Here is a 25,618-nt window from a genome sequence, read left to right as displayed (position 1 = left end):
ACTGCGCGCGCAGTCGGCGGCGTGGGTGGTGACTAGCGCTCAGGCAACTGTCTGCATCGAGAGCTCGGCGTCTTTGATGTTCGCGACCGGTTGAAGAATCGAACCATCGAATATTCTCGGTTCGCGTTTGCGTTCGAGCATCTTTGGCAGGTCGGGGTTGGCTAGCGCGCCGCGTCCTATCGTCACCAGGTCCGCACCGTCTTGCAGCGCATTGGCGATCCGGTCCGCCGTATGCAAGCTGCCGTTTGCAATGATCGTGACGCCTGGTGTATAGCGACGTGCCAGCGCGACCAGGCTGTCCGTCGTGCCTTCGAATGCAGGCTGCCACGCTTCATATTCGGTAACGTGGATAAAGTTCGCGCCCGCAGCCGCCAGCGTGCCGAAGATTACTTCGGCGTCGCGCTGCGCGCCCGGCCACTTCGCGGTGAAGTCATTCACCTTTCCCTGAGAAATCCGTATGCCGACAGGTACCGCGTTTCCGACGCCCAGTTTCACTTCCTTGACGACGTCGGCGAGCAACTGGACACGCGCCTGTGTGTCTCCGCCCCAACGGTCTGTCCGGCGATTGGTTTCCGCCGTCAGAAACTGGTCGAGCAGATAGCCGTTGGCGCCATGAATCTCCACGGCATTGAACCCGGCAATGTTTACGGCGCGACGTGCAGCATTCACAAAGCCGTCTACTGCATCGTCGATTTCATGCGCGGTCAACTGCCTCGGCTCGGGGTACTGTCCCTCGCCGAAGTAGAACTCCATCTGCTTGCCTTTGGGCCGCACCGCCGACGGCCCCACCGTACCCGTTCGATGGAAATTGCCCTGACTCAGCGCGCCCGCATGCATGAGCTGCGCGACGACCTGTGCGCCCCGCGCCTGCATGTCGCGAAGGAAGGCGGTCCAGCCCTGTGCCTGTTCGTCGTCCGCCAGACCCGGCTGAAACCGGTATCCTTGCGAGAACGCCTTGTCGGTATAAAGTCCCTCGGTTGTCACCAGACCGAAGCCACCTTCCGCAAAGCGCAGGTAGTAATCGAACATGGTTTGCGTCGGGTGTCCATTTTCCGTAGCGGTAATGCGAGTCATCGGTGCGACTGCAATGCGGTTGCGCACTGCGATGCCGTTGCGCTCGTACGGGGAAAGAATCAGGGAAGTCGTGTCGGTCATTTTGCTGCTCGCGTCGAAGAGAAGGTGAGTGCATGGTAGGTGCCGCGAGCAGCGGGAAACAGATGCTGGAACGTGAAGCCGCCCTAACACTTTTGGATATAAACGATGCTTCTTCCTGACGTTCGAACCTTTCTGGCCGTCGCCTCGGCGGGGAGCCTGTCGGCTGCGGCGCGACAGCTCGACGTGGTGCCGATGCAGGTATCGCGGCGAATCGCGGCGCTCGAAGAGGATCTTGGCGTGCGTCTTTTTCATCGGACGACACGTTCGCTTACGCTGACCGCGGAAGGCGAAGCCTTCATCCCGTTTGCGAGGGAGATGGCGGACGCAGAGGCGGGCGCGCGAGCCGAACTCAGCCCTTCGCCGGGCAGGGCATCGGGCGTGCTGCGCATGACGGCGCCTAGCGGCTTCGCGCAGTCGGTCTTGTTACCGATGCTTCCCGCCTTGCTGGCAGCAAATCCTGATCTTCGTATCGACCTCGATCTGTCGGATCGTCAGGTTGATATCGTGGGACAGGGACTCGACGTGGCGTTGCGGATTGCGCCGCTGGAAGACTCCGAACTGGTGGCGAAGAAGATTGCTCCCAACCCTCGCCTGATCTGCGCTGCGCCTGCATATCTGAAGAAGCGTGGACGTCCCACGAAGGTTTCCGATCTGGACGAGCACGCGTGCATCAGGTTGTGTGCGGTGAGGCAATGGCCGCTCATCGTCGACGGTACGTTGATACGCAAACGCGTCGACGCTTACGTCACGACGACCAGTGTCGAAGCGGCGCGCACGGCTGCCGTGCAAGGTCTGGGGCTTGCCCAGTTGACCTACTGGGATGTATTCAGGCAGTTGGCGGACAACTCGCTGGTGAAGATCGAACTGCAGGACGCGGCGATGGAGGATCTGTCGATCTGGGCCGTCATGCCGAGCCGACGCTATGTGCCGAACCGGGTGAGCGTGTTTCTCGATGCGCTTCAAAAGGAGATTGCACAGCTTGGCCGCAGCCTCGGACACGCATCCTGATGGCTCTCGGCGCGCGGATACTTTCGCCGCTAGTCTACTTGCCCGGCGAGTTGTCATATCAACGCGTCACGTGGACGGTGATTTCAAAATCTGCTGAGCCAGTACTGTTGCTTTCCCATGAACGCGAGCGCTTTAGATAAAGCTGGCCGTCGCCTGAACCCAACGCTTCAAATGTCCATTCACTGATGCCGGGTTTGCCCAACTGCGCACCCGTTGGTGCAATGTATCGCGACCCGATCAAACGAAGTATTCGAGGAACATCCGCAGCGAGTCCCCACCGGTAACCCGTGCCAGGCGTTTCCTCCAGCTTGATTGTCACGCGTTGGCCAGACTTGATTGCAACGTCACGACCTTTGTCGCTCAAGGTGATCTCAGTTGTGGCAATGTCCACTGTTCGGACCCCGTCTTCTCGGTGAGTGCCGGTCGCGCTGCAGCCGACCAGCCACGTGAATGCGGTGCAAAAGATCACTCGACGCACACCGACCACCATGGTCGAGCTCCGAGCAGCCGGCCCTCCCAAGAGCCGGCCGAAGACTTGTGACCGTCAGAGGCAACTCAGGCGGAAACGAGGCGAACCGTCCAGAAATCCGAAGAGAGATTGGGGTCGATCAGATAGGCATATGGCATGGTGCAATAACCATCCATTCCCCAGCCTGTTCCCCAAGAGTTTCTGACGATAAACCGCTGGTGAGCGTCGTCATATCCCACGGCGACGACACAATGCCCGCCTAGCACCTGTTCCCCATGCGCGGGCATGGGCACGACGCCCGTCCGCGTAACCTGCGGACTTTCGAAACTTTCGTAGACGGTGAAGCCAAACACAATCGGATAGCCGCTTGCAAGACACCCTTTCATCTGGCTCAAGTTCTGGACCAACCTCTGGTATTGAACCACCCTGTCCTTGAGCGCCTCGCTATAAGCATTGGATGGCGGCTTGACCGCAAACTTCGAGATGTCATAAGGCCATAGCGTTTCGGGGCAATCCCCTAGCTTTGCGACGCTCTTCATTCCATCGCGGATCATTGCGCCGCTATCCGAATTGACCGTATGTTCGATGACGCGTTCGTTGTAGTAGATGAACAGCCGGGACGGAATGAAATTGGGCGTCAGATTCTGCTTCATCCGCTCGAACTGCATCGCGGCCGCAATGCCGTTTCCGGTGCAACTTCCTAGGTCGCCTTGATCGTAAATGGGAGGACATTGAGTTCGAAGGTCGACACTCGGGGGCAACGCCGCCAACGCAGTTACTGGCGCAGCGTAGAGGTGATCGCGTTGATCGGGCAGATCGCGAACCCACCCGAAGCGTTTGACAGAATAGGGCATGACTACCTCCTTGACTTCGATCGAAGCTGGATATGGCATTGGCACTGTCCGCGCGGAGATTGTTTCAACTTGTTCTGCGTCGCGCGTCAGTTCTTACTCTGGCGTGATGGCGTCGTGGTTCGAGCAATCGACAAGACCACGGACGATGTTTTGGTGTCGATGATTTATCTGGAGAGCACCAGGTGCCGGGAATTCTGGTAAAGCTATAGACGAGCCATGCCCGGTGTTTTTAATGGTACGTACGTCGCCAAACGACAACTGTCGTTCCGGAGTACGTATTTAAAGTGGACAAGATTGCACTACCGCCGGAAAGGGTTGATCCACGAAGAGCGGATTAGTGCTTCCATCTGGCGCGTCATGCATTAGCGCCTGGTGAAACCATTGCCTATAAGAGCGCCTGCGTTCCGTTCGGCGTCGCGGGCGTGGACAGATCGAGGCGCCGGCCGCGCGTGCGATAAAGCACGATGCTCGCGGCAAGCGTCGTCAACTCGGTGACGGCGACGGTCATCCAGATACCGTTCGGCCCGAGCCATCCGGTCAGAAGCCAGAGCATGGTCAGCAGCAAAAGCCAGCTGCGTAACAGCGCGACGATCATCGATGCGAGCGGCGCCTCGATGGCCGTCAAATACCCGCTGATCGCGAGATTGATTGCAGCGGGCAGGAGCGCCAGCGCACACCACGGCAGCGCATCGCGCAGGATCGCTTGCGCTGCCGGACTGTCGGGCACGAAGAGCGCGCCGAGCGGTTGTGCGATGGTAAGAATCGCGAAGGCAGCGACGAGCGCGAATCCCGCCGTCGATGTCATGCCGATCGCGAATGCGCGCGAGACGGCTTGCCGATTGCCGGCGCCGCGCTCGAAGCTCACAATCGGCTGCATGCTTTGTACGAGCGCGACCATCGTGACTAGCGCGATCATCGACATATATTCGACCACTGCAAATGCGACGAGACCTGTGTCGCCAAGCCAGCGCAACACCGCGTGATTGAACGCGAAGAGCGTGACGCTCGGCGCGATTTCGCCGAGAAACTCCGAAGTGCCGTTATAGGCCATGCGCCAGGCGTGATCGAGTCGAGCGAACGCACGAGCGATGGGACGAACGCGTTGCGCCTTGATGAAGTGATAAAGCAGCATTGGCATGCATGCGAGCGCCTGACTGATGCCCGATGCGAGCGCCGCACCGCGCATGCCCCATTGCAGGTGGTCGAGCGCCCACCACGTCAGCACGACATCGGCGATACCGCCAGCGATCAGGCAGCCGAGTCCGAACCTGGCCGCGCCTTCGATGCGCAGGAACAGTTCGAGCGCGTAGCATGCCGTCGGGAACAACAAGAACGGCGCATAGGCGTGCAGGAAGTCTTTTGCGAGGCTCGCGAGTTCGCCGCGCGCGCCTGTCCATTGCACGAAAGTGTCGGCATGGAAATGGATCGCGACTGCAAACGCAACGCCGCACAAGCCGAGCAGACACAGGGCCTGCGTAAAGGCCGCAGCGGCGTCGCGCTCGCGCCCTTCGCCGAGCAATCTGGAAACCAGGGTCGACCCGCCGACGCCGATCATCACGCTGAACGCGTAAGGCAGGTAAAGCAAAGGGACGAGAAGGTTCAATGCGGCAAGCGCATCGGCGCCGATATAACGTCCGATGAATATGCCGCTAATGATGGAATGCATGCAGTACGTCCATGCTGCGAGCACGGTAGGCACTGCGTAGTTCGTGTATTGACGAACGAGGGAAGCGTTGTTGAACGAATGCATGATTGACAACCCAACGTTACTCGCCAGGCACGCCAGGATGAGCACGCGAAATGATCGAGGTGCGAGTCAAAGCGCTGGCATGGCGCGAATGCGCGCTATGGCGCACCCGAGGAAAACCGCGTGAGCCACATATGAATGACAAGACTGTGTAGCGCGCGGACTGGCGGCGCGAGAATACGCCAGCGGGCTACGAGAGGAAATGCGTGACGGGCGACCGGCGAATTTTCGCGGATGCCGCTTCAGGCTTTCACGATGCATCGGCTGCGATGCGGTTGATTAGAGTGCCGACGGCGAATAAAGGTTCCTTGAGGTGTTGCCAGGCGAATCATGATTCGCGCGCGACGTGTCGCATGCGACTTTGCGGAGACAATCGGAACCACTTGTTCCGCTGTGGAAACAGTGGCTTCCCAATCGACGGTTATAGCAACCCGAGGGCCGGCGTCACGCGCGCGGCCGCAACAACAACGTCCGCGCCTGCACACGGCGCTTCAGCTCGAGCGCTCAGAAAAACGAAATGTCGTAGCCGAAGCGCGACGCGGCACTAACGATATGCTGCCCCATGAGTTCGCGTGCAGCCGCTGAATTCTTGTCGATGAACGCCTGCACGAGCGTGTCGTGCTCCGCGCGCGCCGCATTCGGGATGTTGCCGAACATCGGACCCTGCCGCGCAAAGTTTGCAGCGATGAGCGGACGCATCGGTTCGAGCACCGTACGGATCATCGCGGCGAGGTAGTCGTTGCCCGACGCTGCAGCCACCGCGCGGTGAAAGTCCAGATCCGCGTTGACGGTGGCGGCAGTCGGCGCGCCCTCATAGCGCATTCGCTCGACGGCGTCCTGGATGGGCTTCAGTTTGCGAGACGTCATGTGCGCGGCCGCGAGCGCGGCGGCCTGGCTCTCAAGCACGGCGCGCACTTCGAACATGTTGCGGATCGTGTTGTCGCCTTCGAGCAGTTGCGTGCTGCCGCCCTGCAAAGGCTCCGAAGGTTGGCGCGTTGCTGCAACGAATGCGCCGATCCCCTGGCGCGACTCGATCAGACCTTGCGCGCGAAGGCTTGCAATCGCCTCGCGCACGACGTTGCGGCTGACGCCGTAATTCTCCGAGAGGAAATGCTCGGTCGGTAGTCGGTCGCCGGGCTTCAGCCGCCCTGAAACGATCTCGTCGTTCAGCGAGCGGGCGATGTGTTCCGCGAGATGTGGCCGCCGTTCGACGGGCCGCACGTTCAGTTCGCTCATGGTCGTTGGTACCTGTTCCTTGTCTTCTTATTCTACATCCTGAGCGCCGGGCAGGACCTTGGCGCGAGTCCGCCGTTTCGGCGCTCTACCCGCAGATGGCCGTTCTGTCAAGCGGTCCGGTTCTGCATTGCAGTTCACGCCCAGCTGTATTCCAGAAAAAGTACAGGTTGTTCACTTGAAGGACAACAGGATGTCTCATATGATTCGTTGCAAGGAGACGTGCAGAAAAACGAAGCGGGCTCCGCAATCCCTTCGAGGAAACATCCAGATGAAAATCGCCAGCATTGAAACCATTCCACTTCGAATTCCCTTCACGACAGGCGGCAAGTCGGCCGGTGGCGTATGGGGACCTAAAGACCTTCAAGTGGTCGATTCGCTCGTCGTGAAGGTCACGACGGACGACGGCACGGTCGGTTGGGGCGAAACCTTCGGCTTCACTGCAATTCCGTCGGTCAAGCTCGTGATCGACAAGATTCTTGCTCCCGAACTGATCGATCGCGACGTCACCCTGCGCGAGAAATCGATGCTCGATTTGCAGAAGAAATTTCATATCTTCGGTCGAAGCGGCGCGTTCATTTACGGCCTGTCTGCAATCGATATCGCGCTGTGGGATATCGCCGGCAAATCAGCGAACAAGCCGATCTATCAATTACTGGGTGGAAGCGAGGCGACGTCGCTTGCTGCGTATGCAAGCCTGATCCGTTATGCCGATGCGGAACTGATCCGGCGCAACGTGCGACGCGCCGTCGAGAGCGGTTACCGCTATCTGAAGCTGCATGAAGTGGATGTAGAGGTGATTCGCGCAGCACGCGAGGCGGCGGGCCCCGACATCGAAATCACACTCGACGTCAACGCGCCGTGGACCGTGCGCGAAGCGATCGACATGACTGAAAAACTGCGCGAGTTCAATCTGCGCTGGATCGAGGAACCTGTGTGGCCGCCCGAGAACTATTCGGGTCTTGCAGCGGTGCGAAAACAGGGCGGCATTCCCGTCGCGGCAGGCGAGAACGCGTCGACCGTGATGGACTTTCAGCATCTGCTCGAAGCGGGTGCCGTCGATTTCATTCAGCCCAGTCCCGCGAAAATGGGCGGCATTACCGAGCTGCAAAAAGTCTTTGCAATGGCGAACGCGCACAACGTTCCCGTTATGGTTCACACCTTCTACGACGGCCCCGGACTGCTCGCGAGCGTTCATGCGAGTGCGGCGCTGGGTGGTGCGAAGGCGCTGGTCGAATGGCGCTATTTCGACCTCGAGGCGCAGCTGTATGGCGACGCCATCATTCCCCGTAATGGACGCATCGATGTGCCGCAAGGACCTGGACTCGGGATCGAACCCAATCCCGATGTGATCAGGGACTACCGGATCGATCTTTAACCAGCCGCCGCTTCGACATTCAACGGTCGATCAGGTCCAGCGCAAGCCCGGCTCGCGGCGGGACGTGATCGGCCAATACGGCATTCGCATAACAAAGGAAGGAGCAAGGAGAACATGTTAGAAAGGATCGTTGGACCACTTTTACCGGTTGCATTCGTTATCGTGCTTGGCTTCATTGCAGGCAAGCGCGGACGTCTCAATCATTCGGACAGCCTGCTCATCAGCCGGCTCGTACTCGGCTGGATCTTTCCGTCGCTGCTTCTGGTTGGCATGGCGAGCACGCCGCGCTCGCAGCTTTTCGACTTGAGGCTGATCGTCGCGACGTTCATCGGCATCATGGGCATGTACACGATCGCGCTGGTGATCGGCTGGTGGCGCTATCGCGAACTGAAGGCAGCCACGCTCAAAGGCTTTGTCAACGGCTACCCCGATGCGGCATTCATGGGCATTCCAATCCTGCAGGCAATGTTCGGTGCGGGCAGCATCTATTCGGTGCTCATCCTCAACCTGATCGCGAGTCTGGTGATGATCCCGCTGACCACCATGCTGCTGACTGTGGCAAGCGGAAAAGGAAGCGGCGCGCAGGCGTTTTTGTCGAGCATCAGGAGCGCGGTGCGCCGTCCGCTGATGTGGGCGCCGGCGCTGGGCATTGTGATTTCGCTTTTGCAGATCAAACTTCCTCCCGTACTCGCCGAGTCGTTCAATCTGCTCGGCAAGGCGACCCCCGGCGTGTCGTTGCTGTGCCTCGGGCTGATCATGTCGTCGGTCAAGCTGAAGCTGTCTAGCGAGGTATGGGCGAACCTCGGCTTGAAACTGTTCATCCACCCCGCGCTGATGTTCGCTGCAACCGTGCTTCTGGGCGTTCACGGGCTCTACGCACAACAGATGATCCTGCTTTGCGCGCTTCCGTCCGCGACTATTCCGGCCATGTTTGCGAATGAGGCGGGCGCATACCAGAGTGAAGCGGCGACTTCCATTCTGGTCAGCACGGTACTGTCGATCATTACTTTCTCGGCCGCGATCTGGCTCGTCGATGGAGGTCTCGCCGCCGCGTGAAGCCGATAAGAGACGGCGCGCCTTGTGAAATCGCATGGCGCTCGTCTTTCGGCTTCGATAGCGGTACGCCCGTTTGCTTTTCAACGGCTATACACGGTTACGTGGTCGAGATTCGTCGACGTGAACGTACAGGCTGCGCACGAACGTGCTGCGGGACTTGCGTGTTGGCTGTCGAGAGATCAGCGGAATCCACGTCAATGCGAAAGAAGTTGTGCGCTTTCTTCCGCTGCGCGCAGAGCGGTTTCCGCAGTCAACGCGTGGCACACAGGAAGGACATTCCGCGTATGAACGCTAAAAGAATCGGCCGGACGTGGCGAGAGAGGTATCAGTTCGATCAGGCGTCAGTTGCGAGATGCCGCAGCTGTTACCGTCGCGCAAGCGCCGACGGTTTCCATAAACGAGCGCTTGCAGTCTTCAAGGCGGCGGGGCATCGCTCAACTGCGATTGACGCTTTTGCCCCGTTCGTTCCGTCCAGTTCAGCCCTTCGTACGACCATTGACGTAGGGAGACAGTGCATCGGTGATCACGGTGTTGACGGGCACGGGAACATCGACCTCGCGGGCAAGCGACACCACGCCTCCGCCGAGCCAGGGCAGCTCGATGCGATTGCCTTTCTCCAGGTCATGGAACATCGAAGACGTCATCGTGTAGGGCAGATTGTCGACCAGATCCATGCATTGGTCGGCGTAGTCTTCGGGCAACGAAATGCCGTGCGCGCGTCCCACGGACACGCCCTCCGCGATGACGGAACGAAGTACCCCACGGCTGCCTTCGCTTTCGCGAATCGGCCCGATTGTCAGGTGAGTAAGGCAGGTCATGGAGGACAGTCCGACCAGGAATACGAACTTCTCCCACAGCACTCGCGCGATATTGTCAGACAGTGTCGCCTCGATGCCGGAGTCCGCGAAGCTGCGCACCAGTTCTTCCGTGCGCGCGCGTTTTTGTCCGTCGTATTCGCCGAGTTTGATGCGTTGCAGGGCGCCGACCTGCTTGATCACACCCGGGCGGCCAATGGATGTCGCGACATAGCCGACGCCGCCGATCACGTTAGCCTCGCCGAACACACGTCGCAGGACGTAGTCCTTGATGACGCCGTTCTGCAACGACAGTACCGCCGTGTTCGGGCCGGCGATCTTCTTCAGATCATGCGCAATAGCCTCGAGGTCCCACATCTTGACAGCGATGATGATCAGGTCGGGTTTATCCAGCGATGTTATGTCGTCGGTCGCCTTCACCTTCGCAAAGCTGTTGTTGCCAAGATCGTTTTCGATGCGGAGGCCGGATTCCTGCATGGCCTGCAGGTGTGCGCCACGCGCTACGAACGTGACGTCGTGGCCGGTTTTCACCAGCTTCAATCCATAGAATCCGCCCACGCCGCCTGAACCAATCACTGCAATTTTCATAGATCTACCCACCTCTATTTGGCTACCCAATGTGTCGATTGGTCAGATTTTGCTCGAACCAATTCAGAGTGTCAAACGAAAGTTGGCGGCGTAGGCGGGCCAGCATAAGGGCGGCCCGACTGCGCGGCGGCGACAGGCTACGGGTGCAGCAAGGCCGATGTGATGTGTTGCAGATGCTCGCGCGCGGCGTCGAATGCCGCCGCCGAGTCGCGATTGCGGATCGCTGTGAGGATTTTGTCGTGTTCCTTGCGCGATGCGACGCGACGCTCGGCGGTCAGGAAACGCTGACGAATGCCGCCCCATTCCGCTTGCTCATCGGCGGCCATGAACCTTTCATATGCGCTGATCAGCAGCGGGTTGTGCGTGGCGGTGGCGATCGTGCGATGAAAACCTGCGTCGGCCTCCTCGTAGGCTTCGAAATCGTCTGCGCTGTGGTAGCGGCGCGCGCATTCGGCGAGCCGGTCCAGGTCGAGCGTCGTGCAATTCATGGCGGCGAGCGCCGCCAGGTTGGGCTCGAACGCAAACCGGGCCTCGACGATCTGCCTCGGGTTGACATCGCGGGCTTCCACTTGCGCCCGCGAAGGGGTTTCCTGGCCGGCCGGCGCCGCAGACGCCGGCTTGACGAGATAAGTGCCGCTGCCCACCTTGCGCACGACGCGGCCCTCGATCTCCATGATGGACAAGGCCCTGCGGATCACGTTGCGCGAAACCCCGAGCTGTTCCGCCAAAGCGCGCTCGGTCGGCAGCTTCGCGCCCGCAGTGGGACTGGTGTCGAGCAGATGACTGCGCACCCGCTCCACGGTTACATCGTTCTTCACGTTGCCTAAACTCCAAAGCGTAGATGGCCCGGCGGCTTCCCCGTCGATCCAGACGAGCCGCGCAGCTGTCATATTGGGTAACCAATGTACGGAATTATCCCTCACTTGGTTAAGCTCATCTGACCATTTGGTTCAAGATGGTTTATAACTCTACCATTGCTACCAACACGGAGAAATGACGTGATCGCTGCTGGTTCCTCGTCTGGCGTTTCGCCTGTCTTGCATATTTCGGCCATCCGCACCCGCTTCGTAAAGGTGCCCATGCGCTTTCCGTTGGGCACGAGCGCTGCCAGGATGACAGCCGCGCCCTTGCTGCTAGTCGATCTGGAAACAAGGGAAGGGGTAGTGGGCCGCAGCTATCTCTTCTGCTACCGGGAGAGCGGCGCGAAGGCCATCGCGGGAATCATGCAGGAAGCGGCGGAGCTGATCGACGGCATGGCCGTGGCGCCCGCAAAAGTTAGCGAACTGCTTGGGCGCCGCTATGCGCTGCTTGGTGTGTCAGGCGTCACGCGCATGGCGCTGGCGGCGATCGACATTGCGTTGTGGGATGCACTCGCGGTTGCAGCCAACATGCCGCTCGCCACCTTCCTGGGCGGCAGTCTGGACCCGATTCGCGCCTATAACAGTGACGGGCTGGGGTTGATGCCGGCGAAAGAGGCTGCGGAAGAAGCCCTCAAGCTGCTCGAACCCGGCTTCGACGCAGTGAAGCTGAGGCTTGGCCATCCGGACCGTCGCGTGGATCTTCAGGTTGCAGCGGCCGTGCGCGCGGCGATCGGCGTGTCGGTGGAGCTGATGGTGGACTATAACCAGGCACTGACGGTGCACGATGCGATCCAGCGAGGATTGGAGTTGCAGGATCAGAACATCTATTGGCTGGAGGAGCAGATTCGCCACAGCGATCTGCAAGGGTATGCAGCCATCGCAAGTCAATTGACGACGCCCGTCCAGCTCGGCGAAAACCTCGATGGCCCGGAGTCCGTTTATGACGTCGTGGCGGCCAAGGCCGCCGACTATCTGATGCTGGATATCGCGCGTATTGGGGGCGTAAGCGGTTGGCTGCGTGGTGCAGCGATTGCAGCTGCGCGGGGCGTGCCTGTGTCGTCCCATTTGTTCCCCGAAATCAGCGTGCATCTGCTCGCTGCAACACCGACTGCCCACTGGCTCGAATACACGAGCTGGGCGGACTCGATCCTCGAAGAGCCATTGCAGGTATCGAACGGATACATCACGCCACCGAACAAACCCGGTTTGGGACTTCAGTGGTCACAGGAGGGCGTCGAGCGGTGCCGCGCTGATTAACGGGGGCGCCCGGTTTCCGGCGCGTGCGCACAGGCCACGCGCCTGATGACACCGTTTGCACGAACGCCCGTCTTTGCATATCGATTGCAAGCCTGGACAAGTGTCATGAGGCAGAGCGCCGAATGATGCCCAAATGCTCTGGCAGATAAAGCCATACTTTTTACTCTAGCGTGACACCGATCCTGGTCAATTAGTCGTGCGAAGTAACGCCAACGATGGATCGAAATGCAGACAACACAAAGCCTGTTCCTTAAGGGAAAGATTCTTTTTCCACTCGATGGCTTTATCGCCAAAAAAGCGACCCCTAGTATGTTCTCTGCGGTTAACGAACCGCATCACAACAATTTGATTAAGGAGAACACACATGTCATCCGTGACGCGACCCTGGGCGGCGGTGTCGACTGCCATTATTTTGCTGGCTGCTACGGGAGCGAACGCACTTGCTCAGGAGCGAACGGCACTACAGACGATCGACTTCCCACCGGGCTACGAGACAGAGATGATGCTTGCCGAACTCCCGCCAGGCGGCTGCACGGGCCGTCATTCTCACCCCGGGATTGAAAGCGCCTATGTCATGGAAGGAGAGGCTGTCGTGAAGTTCGACAACAAGCCCGACTTGCCGCTCAAAGCCGGGCGACCGCTGCAATTCGCGCCCGGAGAAGTGCATAACGTGTGCAATGTCGGAAGCGGACGGTTCAAGGCGCTGGCCCACTACATCGTTGAGAAGGACAAGCCGCTGGTAACGCGCGCTCCGTGACGCTCGTCTGATCGCCGCACGAAGAACGCGAGTGGGTTTGCTTCAGCCGTTATCCACTGCTTACGTTTTGCGGCGTAACGGGCTCATTGAAGCGCCCAGTCAATCGATTTCAAGTTGAGAGGGATTTTGTGAAATACGCAAAACTCGCAGCACTCTTTTTCGGAGTGTCTATCGCATGCATTTCCGCGCAAGCACAACAGGCACCGCAAGCACAGCAGGCGCCGCAACCGGGATACCACTACACGCTTCCACTCAGTATTGCTATTGAGGCCGCGCAAGAGGCACTGCGTGTCTGCGAGCAGAATCATTACTGGTCGACGGCGACTGTCGTCGATATGGACGGCATACCTCAAGTCGTTTTGCGTGGCGATCATGCACCCGTGGCCACGGGTGAATCGAGCTTCCGGAAAGCATTTACGGTCATCACGCTCGGACCGGAGTTCGGCTTCGATCGCTCAAGCGGATTCTTCGAGCTTGTGAAGAAGAACCCGTACGCGCCGCAACTCGCGACGGTCCATAACGTCATTGCGCTCCCGGGTGCCGTTGCATTCAAGGCGCACGGTGAGATCGTCGGCGCGTTGGGCATCGGCGGTGCACCGGGTGGCGATAAGGACGAAGTCTGCGCTGCTGCGGGTATCGCGAAAGTCGCTGACAAGTTGCCCCAGTGAGCGCGTGCGGGTTGGCCAGAGCTTGATCAGCAAAGAAGGGTGACGGTATTCGTATTACGAGGCAGAAGCTGGCCCTTTGAACACCGTCATCCCCAGGTTATTACGATTCGGCGGCGACGACCTCCGCGTCCTCGCACGGATAGCCGAGCGCTTCAGCCACTTCAGGACACGTCACTTTGCCGAACGCGACATTCAGACCACGACGCAGATGTTCGTCGTCTGCGAGCGCCTTGCGCCAGCCCTGGTCGGCAATCTGCAGCACGAAGGGCAGCGTTGCGTTGTTCAGCGCATAGGTCGAGGTGCGCGGCACGCCGCCGGGCATGTTCGCCACGCAGTAGTGCACGACTTCGCCGACCTTGTACGTGGGCTCCGCATGAGTCGTGGGCCGGGCGGTTTCGCAGCATCCGCCCTGGTCGATTGCGACATCGACGATGACGGAGCCCGGGCTCATTGCCCCGACCATTTCGCGCGTGATGAGTTTGGGCGCCGCCGCACCGGGCACGAGCACGCCGCCGATCACGAGATCGGCACCGAGCACATGGTGCTCGATATTGTCCTGATTCGAATACACGGTGATCACGCGTGCGCCCAGCAGCCGGTCCATGCGTCGCAGCGCATCGACATTGCGGTCGATCACGACGACCTGCGCACCCGTGCCGACTGCGATCTGCGCGGCATTGCTGCCCACCACGCCAGCACCGAGGATGGCGATCTTCGCGGAGGGCACGCCCGCCACGCCGCCTAGCAAAATGCCCTTTCCGCCATGCGCGCGCTCCAGGCAAAATGCGCCCGCCTGGATCGACATACGGCCCGCGACTTCGGACATGGGCGCGAGCAACGGCAGTCCGCCGCCGCGCTGCGTGACCGTTTCATAGGCGATGCATACAGCGTTGCTTTTGACGAGATCGGCGCACTGCTCCGGGTCCGGCGCGAGGTGCAGATAAGTGAAAAGGATCTGCCCTTTGCGCAGCATGGCGCGCTCGCGCGGTTGCGGCTCTTTCACCTTGACGATCATGTCGGCGGCGGCGAACACCGCTTGAGCGTCAGGCGCAACCTGTGCGCCCGCGGTCCGGTATGCGTCGTCCGTTGCGCCGATGCCCGCACCCGCTCCCGTTTCGACACTCACGCTGTGTCCGTGCGCGACGATCTCGCGCACCGACGACGGCGTGAGACCGACGCGGTACTCGTGGTTCTTGATCTCCTTCGGAATACCGATGTGCATATCGCCTCCTGTGTGGGACTGTCTGTGTGCCGCGAATGAATCTGATTCGTCAGACGCTCGAGGCAATTGACGAGCGCTGGTCGTGGAGGCTGTGCGAGTGAGAGGAGGTCCGCGAGAAGCGGTCGGCAGTGGCCACCCGCCGGGCGTCTGATTGCTGCACGGTTGCCGTGCGCTCGGGCGGTATCCAGCGTGGTGACGGTTTGTGTGCCGGCTCGCATGCGGAGTATCGAGCCGGGCGTCAGGACGACGCCGGCTGCGTGGAGTGATTTACGCAATCATATCGATGATATGGCAGTGCTTGTTCATGTAATTGCGCCCCGTTTTGGTTGAAACGACTGAAAACAAGCGGACGGGTCGCGCTGACACATTGCTTGATCGTCCGCTTTTGCGATTGCTGCGACGCATTACGTCTGGCGTGCCGTTCAAAGCCAGGTGCCGCCCTGGCGTTCCGTCGGCTCTTGTGCGAGCGCGTCGAAATCGTGAATCCAGTCCAGATGATGCAGCACGCTGTCGCGTGCGCGAAGACGCGCATTGCGCGCCTGCGCTTCGGGTCCGTCCGGAAGATGCAACACGTCGGCCGTCGTGATCGAGGCGTATTGCACTTTGCGCGTGCGGCCCCGCCGAAGCCGCTCGTACTGCTCCTGCGCTCCGCGCCAGCCGCCCGGGCCCGCTTTGGCCAGTTGCGCGGCCAGCACCACGGCATCTTCGATCGACTGATTGGCGCCCTGGCCGTGGTGCGGGACGAGCGCGTGCGCGGCATCGCCGATCAGCGTCACGCGGCCCTTGCTCCAGCGCCCGAGCGGGGGACGATGGAACAGGCCCCAGCGCTGGCTGATGGGTACCGCTGAGATCATTTGCACGACTGCCGGATGCCAGTCCTTGAACAGGCGCAGTTGTTCGCCCTCGCTTGCAGGCGTGACCCAGTCGCGCGACGACCATGGCGACGGATGGCGCTCGACCAGCAGGAAGTTCTGATCGCCTTTGTCGCCGATGGGATAGTGAAGCAGATGGCCCTGCGGTCCGACCCAGAACTGAATGGCCTCGGGATCGGGCAGCAGATCCATGCGTGCGGCCGGCACCACGCCTCGAAAACCTGAGCAGCCTGAATACAGGGCGTCGTCGTAGCCGAGCATCCAGCGTCGCGTGATCGAGCGCGCCCCGTCCGCGCCAATCACCAGATCGGCGTCGATACGCCGCCCGTTAGCGAAACTCAAACTCACGTGATCCGGATGCTGCACGAGATCGGTCAGCCGATGACCGAGATTGATGCGATCGAGGCCGACCGCGTTCGACAGCACGGCCTGCAGATCCGCGCGGTGCACGCCCCAATAGGCGCCTCCGAACTGCTGGCGATAGCTCGGTTCGCCGCGATGCCGTCCGATGACTTCGCCGTTGCGTCCGTCCCGATAGATCAGCGCTGGAATTTCGGCGCACACGGCATCGAAGGCTGCACGCAGTCCCATGTTCTCGTAAAAGCGCGTGGCATTCGCCGAGAGCGCGACTGCCGCTCCCACCTCGCGAAGTTCATCCGTCTGCTCATAGAGCTGTGCGTTGATGCCGTGTTCTCGCAGTGCAAGCGCGAGCGTGAGGCCGCCGATGCCGGCACCGATAATTGCGATCTTCAGATCCAGCTGTTTCATCAAGTGTCTCCCGTATTCAGACTGCGTGTTTGCGTCGGCAGGGCACCCGTGCTGTGCTGAAGCTGATGCATGTGCCGTGTCTGAATTCTCGGCAGCGGCGGCCCATTTCACAATAAAATGGGCTGAATCCACGACATCACTGAAATCAATGAGCGAGGAATGCCCGCGTCATGAATCTGAGCGAACCCGATCTCAATCTGCTGCTGCTCTTCCAGCGGTTGATGCAGGAGCGGCGCGTATCCACCGTGGCCGAGCAGATGAACATGAGTCAGCCTGGCGTGAGCAATGCGCTCGCCAAACTGCGTCGACGGCTGGGTGACCCGCTGTTCGTGCGCGGGCCCGGCGGCGTCGTGCCCACGCCGTTCGCGTTGAGTCTCGCAGAGCCCGTTTCTCAGGCACTCGCCATCTTGCATGCCGCACTCAATCCCGAGACCGGTTTTGATCCACTGCACGTCACGCGCACAATCACGATCGGCATGACCGACATCGGCGAGGTCGTCTTTCTGCCCGCGCTTGTCGAGCGGCTATCGCGCGAGGCGCCTGGCATCGCGCTCAATACCGTTCGGGACACGAGCGTCAATCTGAGCAACGAGATGGCAGAGGGCAGGGTCGATCTTGCCATCGGTCTGCTGCCCCAACTCAAAGGCGGGTTCTATCAGCGGCGTCTGTTCAATCAGCGGTACGTCTGCGTTTTCAGGCGCGGCCATGCGCTTGAAGATGCGCCGCTCACGCTCGCAGCGTGGCGGGAAGCCGAGCATCTGGTGGTGGTGTCAGCGGGCACCGGACACGGTCAGGTGGACGATTGGCTGAAACGTCGAGGCGTGCAGCGCCGGGTGCGATTGACGGTGCCGCATTTCATGAGCGTCGGCTATATCCTGCAACGCACCGATCTGATCGCCACGGTGCCGGAGCGATTGGCCTTGCAGCTGGCCGCGCCGTTTTCCCTGAGCCTGCGGGCGCTGCCTTCGACATTGCCCGCAGCGCCAATCCATTTGCTGTGGCATGCGCGAGTTCACCACGACGAAGGCAATCGCTGGCTGCGCGGGATGGTGATCGACCTGTTCGCAGACTCGGCGTCGCAAACGCGCAGAACGAAGGCTGCAAAGGTCGGCGTCGGGCGGTGATTCGATCAGCCTGGCAGCACCTAAACCGGGAGCGGCCGCCGCGACGACGCAAGCCGTTTCGACGCGAGACATACTTGGCAAGGCCAACCTCATTCCCTTTTCGCGTCCGGCTGTCTAGGGCGCTGCTGCGGCTCCGAACCGCTTTGCGTCGGTGCACGCGTGCAGGCGTCCGGAGGCGTCAGATGAGGGACGTCGTTGCAGCAGCATGCGTACACGGGGAACCCGTACGCATTCGTGCGAACGATGGTCGTGGGGCCGTGCAGCGGACATATCGCATCCATCGCGCCTCCTGAAAAATGCGTGCGCCGGGGACAGTCACGTCGCCAGCGCGCCGGCGTGCTGCGTTCACGTCACGCCGAAGTGCTCCTTCAACTGCGCGACGCGCGCCCGGCTGACGGGCACGACGCTGCGCTCCGCGTCGCGCATCACGAGATTCATGCTTTCGTCGGCCTTCAACAGCTCACCCCGGATTGAACTGTTCCAGCCAATGCTGAAAAGTTTCGGTGCGATGCGCGTGGCCGGCCGGCAGGGCGTGTTCGAACTGTTTCATCCAGGGTTCTCCTCGATGCACCCACATGTTGTGCGCGTCGTCTGCGCGACGTATTGGATGCATGGGCGGTGCCTCCGTTTTAAGTCTTTTCCTTTTTCCACGCAAGTTTTCCCGCCGTACGCGCAGCCAGGCTGCCGTTTGGGAAATCACATTGAATTGCTGCGTTGCATTGTGAAACGCTCGCTTCGTGAGCGGTCGTGTCAATCCTGGCTGTCAAAAGCGCGCGTCGTTGCGCGGCTTGAACGGACCGGGCAATACGCAAGGCGAGTTCGCATTGGTCGCTAATCGGATGCGCAATGTTCACGCCTTCTCCAATACAAACCGCGTACATCACGCCAGTTTCGCTTCTGGCTACCCGTTGAAAATTGGGCGGACGACGCGTCAATCACCATACCATTCAGTCCCGTACCTACGCCTGAATGGGCACGGCAAATTAGCAACACTCCACAGCAAATCACTATGCTTCGCCGATTTGACCGGCTATTCTGCCCGTCACAATCTTGTGGTTCGAATCCGCGGAAGTATTGACCAGTAGGCTCACTAATTACTGTGGATCGGTGATGAAGAAAATCGTCTACTCCAGTGCCGTTGGCGCACTGTTCGCCGTCGCGACTTCGACGGCTATCGCGCAAAGCTCGGTCACGTTATACGGCATCGTCGATGAAGCAATCCGCTATCAGACGAACGCCGGTCCGGGCGGCGACGACCTCGTCTCCATGACGTCGGGCCCGGAAACCCACAGCCGCTGGGGCTTGAAGGGCAGTGAAGATCTCGGTGGAGGATGGGCCGCACTATTTCACCTCGAAAACGGGTTCGAAGCCTTCAACGGCGAACTCCACGTTCCCAACACGCTTTTTAGTCGGCAGGCTTACGTCGGCCTGTCGAACGACAAGTGGGGCGCGCTGACCTTCGGCCTGCAATACGCGCCCGCTTACGACACGCTGGGCGACATCTTCGATCCGTTGACAGTGGGCAACTATTGGCAGAACAGTTGGCCATACAACGGTATCGGCCCGTACCTGGAGATCAACAACGCGGTCAAGTACAAAGGCACTTTCTATAATCTCGCGATCGACGCGGCGTACGGCTTCGGCAATCAGCCAGGTGCGCTCGGCCTCGGTGCCATCTACGCGGTGGAACTGACGTACACGTTCGGCCCCGCGATGCTCAACGCTGGCTATCAACAGGTCTCCGTGCCCACTGCGGCGACGGGCTCCGCCACGGGCATGGCGGTCGGCAGCGCAGTGAACGGCGCCAAGAACACCTTTCTGCACATCAGCGGCGCGTATCAGATCACACACGACGTACGTCTGCTGGCGGGCTGGCTGCACGCGCAAGACCAGACGGGTCTGACCGACGTCAACATGCAACAGGGCGGCTCGCCGAAGCTGAAAGGCGCAAGCCCCAATCGCATCGACGACACGTACTACATCGGCGCGAACTGGAAAGCGATCCCGCCGCTGCTGTTCACGTTCGCGTATTACTACGGACACGCGCGCAACGCCGAAAGACTCGACGGCTCGCTGGGTGTGGGCGTGAACCAGTCGGCCACGATACTTGCCGAGTACTCGTTCTCGAAGCAGTCAGAGGTCTATGCGATCACCGACTGGGCGCGCGGCACCGGCGCCTTCTCCGCCGACTACCCAGGCGGCGTCGATTCCGCCGGCGTGCCGACCAACACCGTTGGCCGGACCAACCAGCTTGGCGTGGCAATCGGTTTGCGCAAGATGTTCTAAAGACGCCTTACTACGCCTTAGCACGCATTAAGCGCGGGTGCACTGACTGATGCGATTGCGTCGGCCGGTGCACCGCATTTCATCGAGCCGCCATCCTGCGGCGCTTACTTCTGGATCAAGCGGCCCAATGGCGCGAGCGGCCCGACGGGCGTCAGCTCGAACGTCATGAATCCGCCTTCCGTCAGTGGAAGACGATCGACGGCCAGCTTGGCTTCATCGACGGACTTGGCCTGCATGAGAAAAATCACGCCAGGGCGGTCATGGCGAAACCAGAATTGCTCGATCTTTCCGTCGAGATAAAGCTGCAGCGTATCGGGCACTTCCTTCGACATGATCTGCTGCTGTTGTTCCGGCGAGGGCGGAGTGGTGATCGTGCCGACTGCGAAAACCTTCATGAGTTCTCCTTGATCGATCTACGTTGCAAGCTGCAACGGGGACCACTCTAGCCACAACCCTATGAAAACAATATCGTCATAAGTGACAACTTTGGCATCGTTTACGCCACGCGCGCCGGGTGCGCCCGAAAGGGGCGAATACTGCAAGCCTGGCGCACCGAGTCGATGGTTCTTCACGTAGCCGATAAACGCATGGCGGCCTGCATCACCTCGAGGTGAAACAGATCACGGCAGCCAAGTCGGTGCAATGCAAAAGCGGCGATGCGCGTCCGCGGGTACACTGCGCACAATCGGCGCTCGCGACCGAGCGCCGCGTCCATTTCACAACCGAAAGGATTTGAGCATGCCATCGTCGTCCCTCATCCGTATTGCGATACTCGACGACTATCAGAACGTCGCGCTCGACATGGCCGACTGGTCTGCATTGAAAGGCCGCGCCGACATCACGGTCTTCAACGATCACATCGCCGATACAGCGCAGATCATCGAGCGTCTGAGGCCTTTCGACGTGGTCTCTGTGATGCGCGAGCGTACGCCGCTCACGCGCGAAATCATCGAGAGTCTGCCGAATCTGAAACTGATTGCGTCGACGGGGGCCGCCAACGCGTCAATCGACACGGAGGCCGCGGCGCAACGCAACATCAAGGTCGCGCACACCAGCTACTCGTCGACGCCGACGATCGAATTCACATGGGCGATGATTCTCGGCATGGCGCGCAACATCGCGATCGAAAACCAATCGCTGCGCGAAGGCGGCTGGCAACGCACGCTCGGCACTGAGCTTGCCGGCAAGACACTCGGGTTGCTAGGTCTGGGCCACATCGGTTCAGCTGTCGGTGTGATCGGCCGCGCGTTCAGGATGAACGTGATCGCGTGGAGCCAGAATCTCACCGCCGAACGCGCGGAATCGAAAGGCGTACAACTGGTCGATAAAGACACGCTCTTTTCGACCTCGGATTTCCTGTCCATCCATCTCCGTCTGAGCGAACGGACGCGCGGCCTGGTCGGCGCGGCCGAGCTTGCGCGCATGAAGCCGGCTAGCCGCCTCATCAATACATCGCGCGGCCCGATCGTGGATATTGGCGCCCTACGCGCCGCACTCGACAACGGGCAGATTGCAGGCGCCGCCATCGACGTGTACGACGTCGAGCCTCTCGATGCAGCTGATCCTTTGCGCGCGCAGCGCAATCTGCTGGCCACGCCGCACATCGGCTACGTGACGCAGGAGATGTATCAGACGTTCTATCGCGATACCGTGCGAAACATCGTCGAATGGCTCGATCAGACACAACAGACGGACAACGTGTAAGCCGCACCGTGCCTTGCGGCGACGCTCGCCCGCAGCGGGCGTCGCTCACTGAAGCTGGAGCATAACTTGAAGCTCGATCCACTTTCGCTCAGGCTGTTCGTGCGCGTCGTCGAAGAAGGCACGATTGCAGCCGCCGCCGAACTGGAACACATCGCTGCGCCCGCCGTGAGCAAACGGCTAAGAGAACTCGAAGAACTCTTCGGTACGCCACTGCTCGTGCGGACCAACAAAGGCATCACACCGACGGCAGCGGGCGTGAACCTGTCCGTTCTGTCGCGCGATTTGCTGGACGATCTGCGCAATATCGTCTTGCAGATGAAAGCGTTTTCGGACGGCCTGCGCGGTTCGGTACGCGTGCTGGTCAACATTTCCGCCATCTCGACCTGCATGCCGCCTCTTGTGAAGTCGTTCAGCGAACGCTATCCGGACGTGGACGTGTCGCTGCTGGAGCGCGACAGTCTCGCGATCACCGAAAGCGTGGCGGCGAACGTCGCGGAGATCGGCGTTTTTACACGCTTGCCGCATAGCGCCGATATCGAAGTACATCCTTTTCGCAGCGACGAACTGAAGGTCCTGGTCCCCGTCGATCACCCCCTTTCGACCCGCAAGCACGTCACGTTTGCGCAGACGCTCGACTACGAGCACGTCGTGCTGCGCGCGGGTACGCATCTGCGCTTTCAGATGCTGAATGCGGCCGCTCAGGCGGGCAAATCGCTGCGCGCGAAGGTCGAGGTGTCGTCGTATGACGCGCTCTGCAAGATGGTTCAGGTCGGCATGGGAGTCGGCATTCTGCCTGCCGGCAACGCCGAGCTATACCGCTTGCCAGGCACGCGCATGTTGAAGCTGGACGAGCCGTGGGCAACCCGCGAACTCGTCATCTGCGTGCGCCGCGCCGACGCCCTGTCACCCGTTGCTCGCCTGTTCTTCGATCATCTGCGCACGAGTGCCTGACGCGTCTTGCCATCGCGTTTCGTTATGGCGGGCTCGCGAATGGTTGTTGGACAGGCGCGCCCAGCGTCCTTAGCATCAATCCACCCGACGCACATTCGTCGCGCCAGACTCCCTCTCTAACCGGCCACCGCAATCGGCAGGGCACTCACTGCCTTGCGCTTTGCGGCATTCGACAGTCATGGGTTCGTGCAATACGCGTGCGTTCGGGGGTTTCGGATCAACACGGTTCATGCGGCCGTCATCGGAAAAACAATGAACAGTAATGGAGCAGTGGAGACAACGCGGGCAGTGCTCGCCGATTCAACCGGCGAGATGTCAATTGCGAGCCGCTATGTGACGCTGGCCGGTTCGTGGGGCGCCTGGCTATTCGATGCGCTCGATGCAACCGTGTTCGGTTTCGTCATTCTGGCCGTCGCGCATACGTTTACGGCCTCGTTATCCGAGGTCGTGTCGACCGTCGCCTGGTTTCTGCTGGCCACGGGTATCGGCGGTTTCTTTCTTGGCAATATCGCCGACAAGATCGGGCGCAAGAGAACGCTGCTGATCTCTGTCTTGACCTACGCAACGGGCACGCTGCTGTGCGGCTTTGCGCAGAACCTCTGGGAATTGAGTGTGTTCCGCTTTGCAGTCGGGATCGGTGTGGGCGGGCTGTGGTCGGCGGCTGTCGCGCTAGTCAGCGAAATCTGGGCGCCATCGAGCCGCGCGAAAGCCATCGCGGTGATGCAAACCGGCTGGTCGGGTGGCAGCCTGCTGGCGGCGGTTTTTGCGTGGACTTTGCTCGACGCGTCGGATCCAGCTTCGTGGCGCAAGCTTTTCATCCTGTCCGCTATTCCGGCGTACTGCATCGCGCTGTTTATTCTGGTGTTCGTCAAAGAGTCGCCCGTTTGGCTCGCCAACCGCGACTTTCTGAAGAAGAAGAACGCGAGCAAGGGCAATCTGATGCAGATTTTCAAGCCCGAATTTTTCCGCACGACGCTGCTGGCGCTGGCGATTTCCATTCTGGGCATGTACGGCTACTGGATTATCACGACCTTTACGCCGACCTATCTGCAAAGCGTGCTGCATGTGCGCATCGATCAGGCACCCGTGTTTCTCGTCTGGACGGGTATCGGTGCGACGGCCGGCTATCTGGCGTACGGCTGGCTCGCCGAGCGTTTCGGACGACGCGCTGCATTCGCCGGATTCTTCGTCGGCATTGCCATCGCCGTGCCGATCTTCGCCTACGGCGCGACGATGATTCCGCTCACCAACGGCAAGCTCGATTTCAACGCACAGAACATCGTGATTCTCGGCGTGCTGTCGGCGCTGCTCGGTTTTTTCACGGGCTACTTCAGCGGTTTCGGTGCGTGGTACGCGGAGCTGTTTCCAACCAGCATCCGTTCTACGGCAGCAGGCTTCTGCTTTAACTTCGGCCGCGTCGGAGCGATCGCCGGCATCAAGCTCGTCCCCGTTTTGATTCCGTTGATGGGCTTTACGGCGACGTACTGCATCGCATCGATTGCCTATGTCACCGCCGCGATTCTCGTCTTCACGCTTCGGGAAACGCAGGGCGTACAACTCACAAGCGGAAACTGATTGCCAACTCTTAACCTGAATCGACTATGAAGACTTATCGAATCGGCCAGATCGTGCCCAGCTCCAACACGACGATGGAGACGGAAATCCCTGCGATGCTCAACGCGCGTCACGCGCTGTTCCCGGAACAACGCTTCACGTTCCACTCCGCGCGCATGCGCATGATGCATGTCACGCCGGAAGAATTGAAGAAGATGGATGTCGACAGCGATCGTTGCGCGCTCGAACTCAGCGATGCGCGTTGCGACGTTCTCGCCTACGCATGCCTCGTCGCCATCATGTGTCAGGGCGCGGGCTATCACCGCGTGTCAGAAGCGCGTTTGCAGAAGGCGGTTGAAAGCAACAACGCGCCGACGCCGATCATCAGTTCGGCGGGTGCGCTGATCGAAGGCGTGAAGGCGATGGGCTTCAAGCGCGTCGCTATCATCACGCCGTACATGAAGCCGCTGACGCAGCAGGTTGTCGACTACATCCAGAGCGAGGACATCGAAGTCACGGATTCGATGAGCCTTGAAGTGTCCGACAATCTGGCCGTCGGCCGTCTCGATCCGATGAATCTGATTGCTCACGCCGACCGGCTAGACATCAGCAACGCCGATGCCGTCGTGCTGTCGGCATGCGTGCAAATGCCGTCGTTGCCGGCCATCCAGGCCGTTGAAGATCGTCTCGGCAAGCCGGTTCTGTCGGCGGCGGTCTCCACTGTTTATCGTATCCTGAAGACGCTTGGACTGAAGGCTCAGGTGCCGAACGCCGGCTATCTCTTGTCCGGGAAGTTTTAAGGCTTCAGGCGGTCCCGCCTGACGATGCGCGATGGCGCGCGAGGAAGCGGTCCAGTTGTGCCGCGAACGCCTTGCTGTCGTTCGCGCTATAAGGTGAGGGGCCGCCCGTTTCTATGCCCGAACTGCGAAGCTGATCCATCACATCGCGCATCGTCAGGCGTTCCTGGATATTGTCACGGCTAAACCAGCTTCCGCGCGGATCGAGCACATGCGCGCCCTTGTCGAGCGCGGCGGCGGCAAGCGGTATGTCCGCCGTAATCACGAGGTCGCCGTTTGCGGCCAGTTCGACGATGCGGTTATCGGCGGAGTCGAAGCCGGCTGGCACCTGTAGTGCTTTGATAAAGGGGGACGGCGGCGTGCGCAAATACTGATTCGCGACCAGCGTGACGCGAACTTCGACACGCCGCGCGGCCCGAAACAGCATCTCCTTGACGACAACCGGACAGGCGTCTGCATCCACTAGCACTTGCATCGAGGTATTTCCGATAGAGA

The 25,618-nt window shown here is 60.4% G+C and carries 23 protein-coding genes; 12 read left to right on the top strand and 11 right to left on the bottom strand.

Going from position 1 to position 25,618, the window contains the following annotated elements; translation table 11 throughout:
- Positions 1-39: 39 nt before the first annotated feature.
- Positions 40-1,155 carry an NADH:flavin oxidoreductase gene (locus H3V53_RS01240; protein WP_336596349.1) on the bottom strand — a complete coding sequence of 372 codons (1,116 nt, stop codon included), beginning with the start codon at positions 1,153-1,155 and terminating at the stop codon, positions 40-42.
- 105 nt (positions 1,156-1,260) lie between these two features.
- Between H3V53_RS01240 and H3V53_RS01235 the strand changes: the two genes are divergently transcribed.
- Entirely contained in the window at positions 1,261-2,163 is a 903-nt protein-coding gene (locus tag H3V53_RS01235; RefSeq protein ID WP_336596348.1) for a LysR family transcriptional regulator, read from the top strand.
- Positions 2,164-2,221: 58 nt separating this feature from the next.
- Here the strand turns inward: H3V53_RS01235 and H3V53_RS01230 are convergent, their stop codons facing one another.
- From H3V53_RS01230 to H3V53_RS01215, 4 genes are all read right to left on the bottom strand, one after another.
- Complete coding sequence (locus H3V53_RS01230; protein WP_336596347.1) at positions 2,222-2,653, bottom strand: protease inhibitor I42 family protein; 432 nt, start codon at positions 2,651-2,653, stop codon at positions 2,222-2,224.
- A 65-nt stretch (positions 2,654-2,718) separates the two neighbouring features.
- Positions 2,719-3,486 (bottom strand): C1 family peptidase, encoded by a 768-nt coding sequence (locus H3V53_RS01225; RefSeq protein ID WP_336596346.1) that lies wholly within the window; start codon positions 3,484-3,486, stop codon positions 2,719-2,721.
- A gap of 385 nt (positions 3,487-3,871) precedes the next feature.
- Complete coding sequence (locus tag H3V53_RS01220; RefSeq protein WP_336596345.1) at positions 3,872-5,236, bottom strand: MATE family efflux transporter; 1,365 nt, start codon at positions 5,234-5,236, stop codon at positions 3,872-3,874.
- A gap of 501 nt (positions 5,237-5,737) precedes the next feature.
- Positions 5,738-6,469, bottom strand: coding sequence for an FCD domain-containing protein (locus H3V53_RS01215; protein ID WP_054926065.1), 732 nt, complete (start codon positions 6,467-6,469; stop codon positions 5,738-5,740).
- 268 nt (positions 6,470-6,737) lie between these two features.
- Between H3V53_RS01215 and H3V53_RS01210 the strand changes: the two genes are divergently transcribed.
- Positions 6,738-7,844 (top strand): mandelate racemase/muconate lactonizing enzyme family protein, encoded by a 1,107-nt coding sequence (locus H3V53_RS01210; protein WP_336596344.1) that lies wholly within the window; start codon positions 6,738-6,740, stop codon positions 7,842-7,844.
- Positions 7,845-7,958: 114 nt separating this feature from the next.
- A complete protein-coding gene (locus H3V53_RS01205; protein WP_336596343.1) occupies positions 7,959-8,900 on the top strand; it encodes an AEC family transporter in 942 nt (313 codons plus the stop codon).
- Positions 8,901-9,376: 476 nt separating this feature from the next.
- On the opposite strand, the gene H3V53_RS01200 is transcribed toward H3V53_RS01205, so the two are convergent.
- Together H3V53_RS01200 and H3V53_RS01195 are read right to left on the bottom strand one after the other, a co-directional pair.
- Positions 9,377-10,303 (bottom strand): ketopantoate reductase family protein, encoded by a 927-nt coding sequence (locus tag H3V53_RS01200; protein ID WP_336596342.1) that lies wholly within the window; start codon positions 10,301-10,303, stop codon positions 9,377-9,379.
- Positions 10,304-10,440: 137 nt separating this feature from the next.
- Positions 10,441-11,121, bottom strand: a complete 681-nt coding sequence (locus tag H3V53_RS01195) for a FadR/GntR family transcriptional regulator (RefSeq protein ID WP_336596341.1) — start codon at positions 11,119-11,121, stop codon at positions 10,441-10,443.
- A 180-nt stretch (positions 11,122-11,301) separates the two neighbouring features.
- Between H3V53_RS01195 and H3V53_RS01190 the strand changes: the two genes are divergently transcribed.
- The 3 genes from H3V53_RS01190 to H3V53_RS01180 all read left to right on the top strand — a co-directional run bounded on the left by H3V53_RS01190 (position 11,302) and on the right by H3V53_RS01180 (position 13,845).
- Positions 11,302-12,420, top strand: coding sequence for an enolase C-terminal domain-like protein (locus tag H3V53_RS01190; protein WP_336596340.1), 1,119 nt, complete (start codon positions 11,302-11,304; stop codon positions 12,418-12,420).
- A 364-nt stretch (positions 12,421-12,784) separates the two neighbouring features.
- A complete protein-coding gene (locus H3V53_RS01185; RefSeq protein WP_336596339.1) occupies positions 12,785-13,177 on the top strand; it encodes a cupin domain-containing protein in 393 nt (130 codons plus the stop codon).
- Between the two features lie 86 nt (positions 13,178-13,263).
- On the top strand, positions 13,264-13,845 hold the full coding sequence (locus H3V53_RS01180; protein ID WP_336596338.1) for a GlcG/HbpS family heme-binding protein: 582 nt from the start codon (positions 13,264-13,266) through the stop codon (positions 13,843-13,845).
- A 100-nt stretch (positions 13,846-13,945) separates the two neighbouring features.
- Here H3V53_RS01180 and ald read toward each other — a convergent pair whose 3' ends face one another.
- Positions 13,946-15,067, bottom strand: a complete 1,122-nt coding sequence (gene ald, locus H3V53_RS01175) for an alanine dehydrogenase (RefSeq protein ID WP_336596337.1) — start codon at positions 15,065-15,067, stop codon at positions 13,946-13,948.
- 422 nt (positions 15,068-15,489) lie between these two features.
- The gene (locus H3V53_RS01170) at positions 15,490-16,707 is read right to left on the bottom strand and encodes an FAD-dependent monooxygenase (RefSeq protein WP_336596336.1); all 1,218 of its coding nucleotides are present in this window, start codon (positions 16,705-16,707) and stop codon (positions 15,490-15,492) included.
- Between the two features lie 170 nt (positions 16,708-16,877).
- Between H3V53_RS01170 and H3V53_RS01165 the strand changes: the two genes are divergently transcribed.
- Positions 16,878-17,831: a LysR family transcriptional regulator gene (locus tag H3V53_RS01165; RefSeq protein WP_336596335.1), complete on the top strand. Its 954-nt coding sequence runs from the start codon at positions 16,878-16,880 to the stop codon at positions 17,829-17,831.
- Between the two features lie 1,110 nt (positions 17,832-18,941).
- The gene (locus tag H3V53_RS01160) at positions 18,942-20,117 is read left to right on the top strand and encodes a porin (protein WP_336596334.1); all 1,176 of its coding nucleotides are present in this window, start codon (positions 18,942-18,944) and stop codon (positions 20,115-20,117) included.
- A 104-nt stretch (positions 20,118-20,221) separates the two neighbouring features.
- Here H3V53_RS01160 and H3V53_RS01155 read toward each other — a convergent pair whose 3' ends face one another.
- On the bottom strand, positions 20,222-20,512 hold the full coding sequence (locus H3V53_RS01155; protein WP_336596333.1) for a hypothetical protein: 291 nt from the start codon (positions 20,510-20,512) through the stop codon (positions 20,222-20,224).
- A 343-nt stretch (positions 20,513-20,855) separates the two neighbouring features.
- Between H3V53_RS01155 and H3V53_RS01150 the strand changes: the two genes are divergently transcribed.
- The 4 genes from H3V53_RS01150 (at position 20,856) to H3V53_RS01135 (ending at position 25,126) form a co-directional block, all read left to right on the top strand.
- Entirely contained in the window at positions 20,856-21,821 is a 966-nt protein-coding gene (locus H3V53_RS01150; RefSeq protein ID WP_336596332.1) for a D-2-hydroxyacid dehydrogenase family protein, read from the top strand.
- Positions 21,822-21,887: 66 nt separating this feature from the next.
- The gene (locus tag H3V53_RS01145) at positions 21,888-22,772 is read left to right on the top strand and encodes a LysR family transcriptional regulator (RefSeq protein ID WP_336596331.1); all 885 of its coding nucleotides are present in this window, start codon (positions 21,888-21,890) and stop codon (positions 22,770-22,772) included.
- A gap of 252 nt (positions 22,773-23,024) precedes the next feature.
- Positions 23,025-24,347, top strand: a complete 1,323-nt coding sequence (locus H3V53_RS01140; RefSeq protein WP_336596330.1) for an MFS transporter — start codon at positions 23,025-23,027, stop codon at positions 24,345-24,347.
- 26 nt (positions 24,348-24,373) lie between these two features.
- A complete protein-coding gene (locus H3V53_RS01135; RefSeq protein ID WP_336596329.1) occupies positions 24,374-25,126 on the top strand; it encodes a maleate cis-trans isomerase family protein in 753 nt (250 codons plus the stop codon).
- A gap of 4 nt (positions 25,127-25,130) precedes the next feature.
- Here H3V53_RS01135 and H3V53_RS01130 read toward each other — a convergent pair whose 3' ends face one another.
- Entirely contained in the window at positions 25,131-25,598 is a 468-nt protein-coding gene (locus tag H3V53_RS01130; RefSeq protein ID WP_336596328.1) for a YaiI/YqxD family protein, read from the bottom strand.
- Positions 25,599-25,618: the final 20 nt, after the last annotated feature.

Origin of the sequence: Paraburkholderia bengalensis (assembly GCF_037126505.1) — a bacterium.
Taxonomy (GTDB): Bacteria; Pseudomonadota; Gammaproteobacteria; order Burkholderiales; family Burkholderiaceae; genus Paraburkholderia; species Paraburkholderia bengalensis.
The sequence above is the reverse complement of the archived record's forward strand: the minus strand, read 5'-3'. Positions and strand labels throughout refer to the sequence as shown.